We start from the raw sequence: 5,920 nt of genomic DNA, 5'->3' as shown, positions 1-5,920 counted from the left end.
GCCCATACCCAATACCGTTACACACTGGCACATTAAAAGGTGCATTATCAGGTGTATAACAGGTTAAAATACAGGTACGGTGCAGCAATCAAGCGGTGCCGGTCATAAGGAAAATCATCATGGCTTCTAAGAAACCCCTGGCTCCGCAATCCGTCGAGCTTACCCCCAACCAAGGCCCTGCCGATCTGGATGCGGTGAACGCCGCAGCAGCCGAAGCGGCAGGCCGCGATACGGCCGATTTCCAGCCGTCCGACTTCGACCATGCGCAAGCTGCGGCGGCACCGGCCCAGGTGCCTCCCGAGTTTGAAGTCACGGTGGTGAGCATGCTCACCGGCGCGCTGTTCACGTCGCGCCCATCGCCCGACCGTGCCGACAACGCGCCGGCGATGACGGGAACCATCCAGCTGGACGATGCAGCGCTGCGCGTGCCCCTGGCCGCATTCGTCAAGTCGGCCCGCGAAACCGGCGTGCTGTATTGCGCGCTGACGGTGGGCTTCAAGGATGGCCCGCGCTACTACGGCAAGCTCTTCTCGGCATCGCACAAGAACCACCGCAACGCGCCGGACTACCACGGCTACATCTGCCTGCTGCCGGTTACTCGCAAGGGCCAGTACACGGAGCAGGAGTGGGAGGAAGCGCCGACGCTGCCGATCCACGGCTACCGCCGCCGCAATGCGTCCGACAACCGGGCGCGCATCCAACTGCTGGGCGCCCCCGTCAAGGTCGCCGACCACGAACTGCCGTTCTGAGCATTGGAGGAAGCGATCATGGCTTACGAAGAATCCAATGTGTTGAATGGCGAGGACGCAGCGGTTGTTGAAATTGACGGCAAGCTGGTATCCATCCTGTCCGGCGAGGAACGCGACATTCCCCTGAATCGCCTGCACCTGTCGCCCAACAACGTGCGCAAGAAGCACGATCCCAGCACCATCCCGGAACTGGCGGCAGCGATCATGGCCGAAGGCGGCCTTCTCAATCCGCTTGCGGTGATCCCCGAGAAGATCAAGGGCAGCAAGGGCGACCACGGGGTGGTTGCCGGTGGGCGTCGGCTGGCAGCGCTGCACTACCTGGCAGAGCACGCCGCCGTGCCTGCTGATGTGCCGGTGCGCTGCCGCGTGTTCGATGCCGAGCGCGGCGTGAGCGTCAGCTTGGTCGAGAACGCCACTCAGGAGCCCATGCATCCAGCCGACCAGCTGGAAGCATTCAAGCGGCTGGTGGATGAAGGGAAGACGGCAGGCCAGATCGCGGCCGCCTACAACCTTTCGGCCCTGACCGTCGAGCGCCGGTTGAAGCTGGCACGCCTCGCGCCGGAATTCCTCGATATGTACCGGGCCGACCAGATCGAAATGGGACAGCTGCAGGCGCTTGCCCTGACCGATGACCATGAAGAACAGCGGCGTGTCTGGAATACGCTTTCGCCGTACCAGCGATCCGCGCACTACATCACGCAGATGCTGACGAACGACGAGGTGAGCAGTACATCGGCCATCGCGCGTTTCGTCGGCCTGGAGGCCTACCGGGAAGCCGGCGGCGCGGTGCGGGCAGACCTGTTCACGGGGGAGGAAGGCTCGTTCTACATCCAGGACGGCGCGCTGCTCAACAGGCTGGCCCTCGAAAAGCTGGAGGCCCAGGCCGAAGAAATCCGGGCCGCAGGCTGGAAGTGGGTCGAAGCGCGCATGAGCTTTCCCTACCATGAGCGCAGCGCCTTCGGGAAGCTGGAACCGAAGCGGCGCAAGCCCACCACCGAGGAAAAGGCAGAAATCGACCGCGTGAGCGCAGATGCCGATGCGCTGCGCAAGCGCATGGACGAACTGGAAGCCCTGACCGCCTACGACGAAGAAACCGACGAGGAAGGCGAGTGGACCGACGAGCAGGAGGCCGAATATCAGGCGCTTCAGGCGCAATGGGAAGCGTTCGACGACCTGGGCGACAACATGGAGGCGGCTTTGCGCGAGTGGGGGCCGAGGCAGCGAGCCACTTCCGGCGTGGTGCTGACCATCGACAACGCGGGCCAGCTTGTCCTGGCAGAGGGTCTGGTGCGGCGCGAGGATGTTCCGCAGGCCAAGCAGGCCGCAGGCGGCGAGGGCGTGGCGGGCGGGATGGCCGAGGCACCGAAGAAGGTTCGGGCCGAGTTCAGCGCAACCCTTTGCGCGAACCTGACCGCGCATCGCTCGGCGGCTGTCGGCGCCGCGCTGACCCAGCAGCCGAAAGTGGCCCTGGCCGCGCTGCTGATGACCCTGATCGTCAACGACAAGGAGCCGTGGCAATCGTCGCCGGTGAAGGTGCGCTTCAACGACAACATGCACCAGATCGGAAACCAAGCCAGCGAATTCGGCGGCAGCAAGGCAGCGGATGCATTCGAGCACGCGGCCGGCTGGATCGGCAAGCTTCCCGCGCACGGGCCAACCCTGTTCGCAGCGCTGATGGCGATGGAGCTTGGCGAACTGATGCAACTGCTGTCTGTGTTCATCGCTCACTCCTATGAGGTGTTCTCCGGCGAGCCGAACCGCAAGGTCGGGCACGGCTACGACATGGCCCAGCTGATCGAATCGACATTGGGCTTGAACATGGCCGACTGGTGGATGCCGACGAACGAGCGCTACCTGTGCCACGTTCCGAAGGCCAAGATGATCGAGGCCGTCACGGAGGCCTGCGGTGCCGACGCGGCCAAGCCCATCGAGAAGATGAAGAAGGGCGAGGCCATCGCCGCCACGGCCGCGCTGCTGGATGGCCGACGCTGGTTGCCATCCACGCTGCGCCCGTATCCGCAAAGCACGGAGGTAGTGGAGCAGGACGAGGCCCATGAGGAAGACGAAGACCAGCATGAGGCCGATGCCCTGCCGGAGGGCGTCGAGGGCTGATGGAGGTGGCCGCAGCATGACGCTGCGGCCCTTTCTCGGCTCCCGAGCGCGGCGAATGCCATGCCTTGTCTAATCAATACATGCCAGCGCGGCACCTTGCGTGCCGCGCTCCTGGGCAAGCTGATCGTGGTTTGCTTCGGTGCCGGGGTGGACTCCACGGCGATGCTGCTGGCCTTGCGTGCGGCAGGCCTGCGGCCCGATGCGATCACGTTCGCCGACACGGGCGGCGAGAAGCCTGAAACTCTGGTCCACATCGAGCGCATGCAGAAGATCCTGCATGCGTGGGACTGGCCGCCTATCGAACTGTGCCGCGTTCGCACCCAGCCGCAAACCCCGTACACCGACCTGTACGGCAACTGCTGGACGAACGAAACCTTGCCATCGCTCGCCTTCGGGATGAAGTCTTGCAGCATCCGCTGGAAGCACGTGCCGCAGGACCAGCACCTGATGGGCGTCACGCGCGGGCCGAACCGCCGCCCGCCGCATCCGCTCTGGCTGCGCTCGCGGGCGCAGGGCCAGCGGATCGTGAAGCTGATCGGCTACGACTGCGGCCGGGCCGACCGGCGCCGGGCGGGCGCATCTTTTGCCGCCGCCCGCGCCGATGGGCCATTCGATTTCGTCTACCCGCTGCAGCTCATCGGCTGGACGCGCGTCGATTGCGTGCGCGCTATCGCCGCCGACCTGGGGCCGGACATGGTGCCGATCAAGTCCGCGTGCTACTTCTGCCCGGCTTCCAGACCGTGGGAATTGTTCTGGCTGGCCGGACACCATCCCGGGCTCCTCGATGAATCCCTTGGACTGGAGCGGCGTGCGCTCACGGGCCGGCACAGCCGATTCGATGAAGTGGACTTCGGCAGCAGCTGGGAAGAGATGGTGCGCGATGCACCGAGCTTTCCGAGCACGAAGACGACCGTGGGCCTGGGCCGCAGCTTCGCCTGGAATCACTGGGCGCGGCTCAATGGCGTGGTCGGCGATGACTTCACCGTGATCCGTGGCCAGCGGCGCCGCTTCATCCGGCTCGCCCAGCAGCTGCAGGCCGACGACAACGCACTGGACGCGCGCGCCGGCCTCCCGGCCGGCGCGGTGGACGTGAGGTGAGGCCAGCATGAACCCACCTTCCACCAATCTGCTGATCGAGCAGCTGGCCCTGTTCGGCCAGCGCTGGCATCGACGCCGGGCGTCCTATCGGCCGGCCGGCGAACCCTTCGACCCCACGCGCTGCACCGTGGTGCCCATCGAGGAGGGCGACGCCAAGCACTTCGTCTTGATGCACCATTACTCGGGAACCTACCCGGCGGCCCGGTTTCGTGCTGGCGTGTTCGTGAAGGAGCCGTTCCAGCGTGAGCGATTGGCCGGTGTCGGCGTGTTTTCGGTGCCGATGAACCAGCGCGTGATCCCCAGCTACTTTCCGGCACTCGCGCCCAATGAGGGCGTCGAACTGGGCCGGTTCGTGCTGGACGACAGCCTGGCCGCGAACGCCGAGACCTGGGCGCTGGCCAGGATGCGACGGCTGCTGCGGCAGGCGCTGCCTGAAGTGCGGGGAATCGTGGCGTACTGCGATCCCATCGAACGGCGCGACGAGTGCGGCGAACTGGTCAAGCGTGGCCACGTGGGCACCATCTACAAGGCCGGGAACGCGCAGTACCGGGGCCGCTCCAGCGCGCGCATGCTGTGGCTGTCGCCCAGCGGCGCGAGCTTCGCCGACCGCACGCTCGCCAAGGTGCGGCTCGGAGAGACGGGCGAGCGCTATGCCCTGGAGCGCCTGGCCGCGATGGATGCGCCCAGGCGATGCACGGGGGAGGGCGGCGCCGAATACATCCGGCGCCTTCAGGATGAAGGCTGGCTGCGCCGCGTGAAGCACCCTGGGAATTTCGTTTTCACCTGGCCAGATGGTCGGGCAGGAGGTGGCCCTTAAACTTGTCCTGCGCTTCGGAGTTTTCGAAGCGCGTTTTTTTGAAGCCTTACCCCGTCCATAGTGGCGGGTTTTTTTTTGTTCTCATTCAGCAATCGTACCTGTACGATTACTGAATGAGCCCGAACCTCTTCCTTTCGTTGCGAGGTATTCAAGGGCTATGTGAATGCACGTGATCTAGAAATCCTGCACAATGGAACTAGATAATGTTTGCTAACACATAAGGAGCCGACCATGCAAAGCATGACCATCGAGCAGTTGCGCGCGGCCACCCATGCCGGCGGCGTCGCCGGCGTGACCCTCAAGGGCCTGGGCGGCGCGTTCCTTGTCGAGATCGCCACGCGCAGCGGCGCTGCCGCGCTGCTCGCCAAGGCTCGCAGCAACGAGCCGCGCCGCTTCGGAAACCCTCTGGCCGCGTTGAACGTGCTGCGCGACATTGGCATCACGGTCGGGCAGTTCGACGCCAGCGCGTGGAACCCGGACGAGAAAGACGAGACACCTGGCAACCGCGGCCGGGCCGAGGCGCTGCGCAAGGCGCACCAGGCCGCCGCCTACAACCAGTGGCTGGCCGCCGAGGTGCAGGACGCGATTGACGACCCGCGCCCGAATATCTCTCATGATGACGTGATGGCCGAGATGGATGCCGACATTGCCGAGATGACCGGAAGCGCCAAGCTGCCCAAGCGAAAGGGCCCTTGAGCGCTGCCCATGACTACTGTTCAGACACCGTACCGCATTGAATGGCGGCCGAAAGCGCGCGAGGACTTGCGTGCCATCGTGCGCTACATCGCCAAGGACAACCCACTGCGGGCGCGCACCTTCGGGCTGGAACTGCGCAACAAGACGCTGCCGCTGGCCGACCATCCTTCACTGGGCCGTCCTGGCCGGCCAGGATTGCCGGCCGGCGTGCGCGAACTCGTGGTGCATCGAAACTACATCGTGTTCTATCGCGCGCTGGATGCCGCGCGCACCGTTGAAATCCTGCGGCTGAAGCACGCAGCCCAGCAAACCCCCTGAACGCTGGGCGCTGCCCGCTGCGCGGTCACCGGACGCCCGCGCGCCCTTCGGGCGCTTTCCGCAGCTCGCCTATTCGGCTCGATCCTTCGGATTGCCGCTGCGCGGCACTGCTCCAGGCCGCCTGCGCAAC

6 protein-coding genes are annotated in these 5,920 nt (G+C 65.3%); all 6 read left to right on the top strand.

All coding sequences use genetic code 11. The features are described from left to right. Positions 1-119 precede the first annotated feature (119 nt). The 6 genes from ACX12L_RS22655 to ACX12L_RS22630 all read left to right on the top strand — a co-directional run bounded on the left by ACX12L_RS22655 (position 120) and on the right by ACX12L_RS22630 (position 5,790). On the top strand, positions 120-749 hold the full coding sequence (locus tag ACX12L_RS22655; protein ID WP_263463173.1) for a hypothetical protein: 630 nt from the start codon (positions 120-122) through the stop codon (positions 747-749). 18 nt (positions 750-767) lie between these two features. Next, the gene (locus ACX12L_RS22650; protein ID WP_263463174.1) at positions 768-2,861 is read left to right on the top strand and encodes a ParB/RepB/Spo0J family partition protein; all 2,094 of its coding nucleotides are present in this window, start codon (positions 768-770) and stop codon (positions 2,859-2,861) included. A 96-nt stretch (positions 2,862-2,957) separates the two neighbouring features. Further along, complete coding sequence (locus tag ACX12L_RS22645) at positions 2,958-3,959, top strand: adenine nucleotide alpha hydrolase family protein (protein ID WP_459264544.1); 1,002 nt, start codon at positions 2,958-2,960, stop codon at positions 3,957-3,959. 7 nt (positions 3,960-3,966) lie between these two features. Continuing rightward, positions 3,967-4,776: a Mom family adenine methylcarbamoylation protein gene (locus ACX12L_RS22640; protein WP_263463176.1), complete on the top strand. Its 810-nt coding sequence runs from the start codon at positions 3,967-3,969 to the stop codon at positions 4,774-4,776. A 231-nt stretch (positions 4,777-5,007) separates the two neighbouring features. Next, positions 5,008-5,472: a type II toxin-antitoxin system RelB family antitoxin gene (gene relB / locus ACX12L_RS22635; protein ID WP_263463177.1), complete on the top strand. Its 465-nt coding sequence runs from the start codon at positions 5,008-5,010 to the stop codon at positions 5,470-5,472. Between the two features lie 9 nt (positions 5,473-5,481). Beyond that, positions 5,482-5,790: a type II toxin-antitoxin system RelE/ParE family toxin gene (locus ACX12L_RS22630; protein WP_263463178.1), complete on the top strand. Its 309-nt coding sequence runs from the start codon at positions 5,482-5,484 to the stop codon at positions 5,788-5,790. Positions 5,791-5,920: the final 130 nt, after the last annotated feature.

Source organism: Alicycliphilus sp. T452 (assembly GCF_054512775.1).
This window is presented reverse-complemented; position numbering and strand designations above follow the sequence as displayed.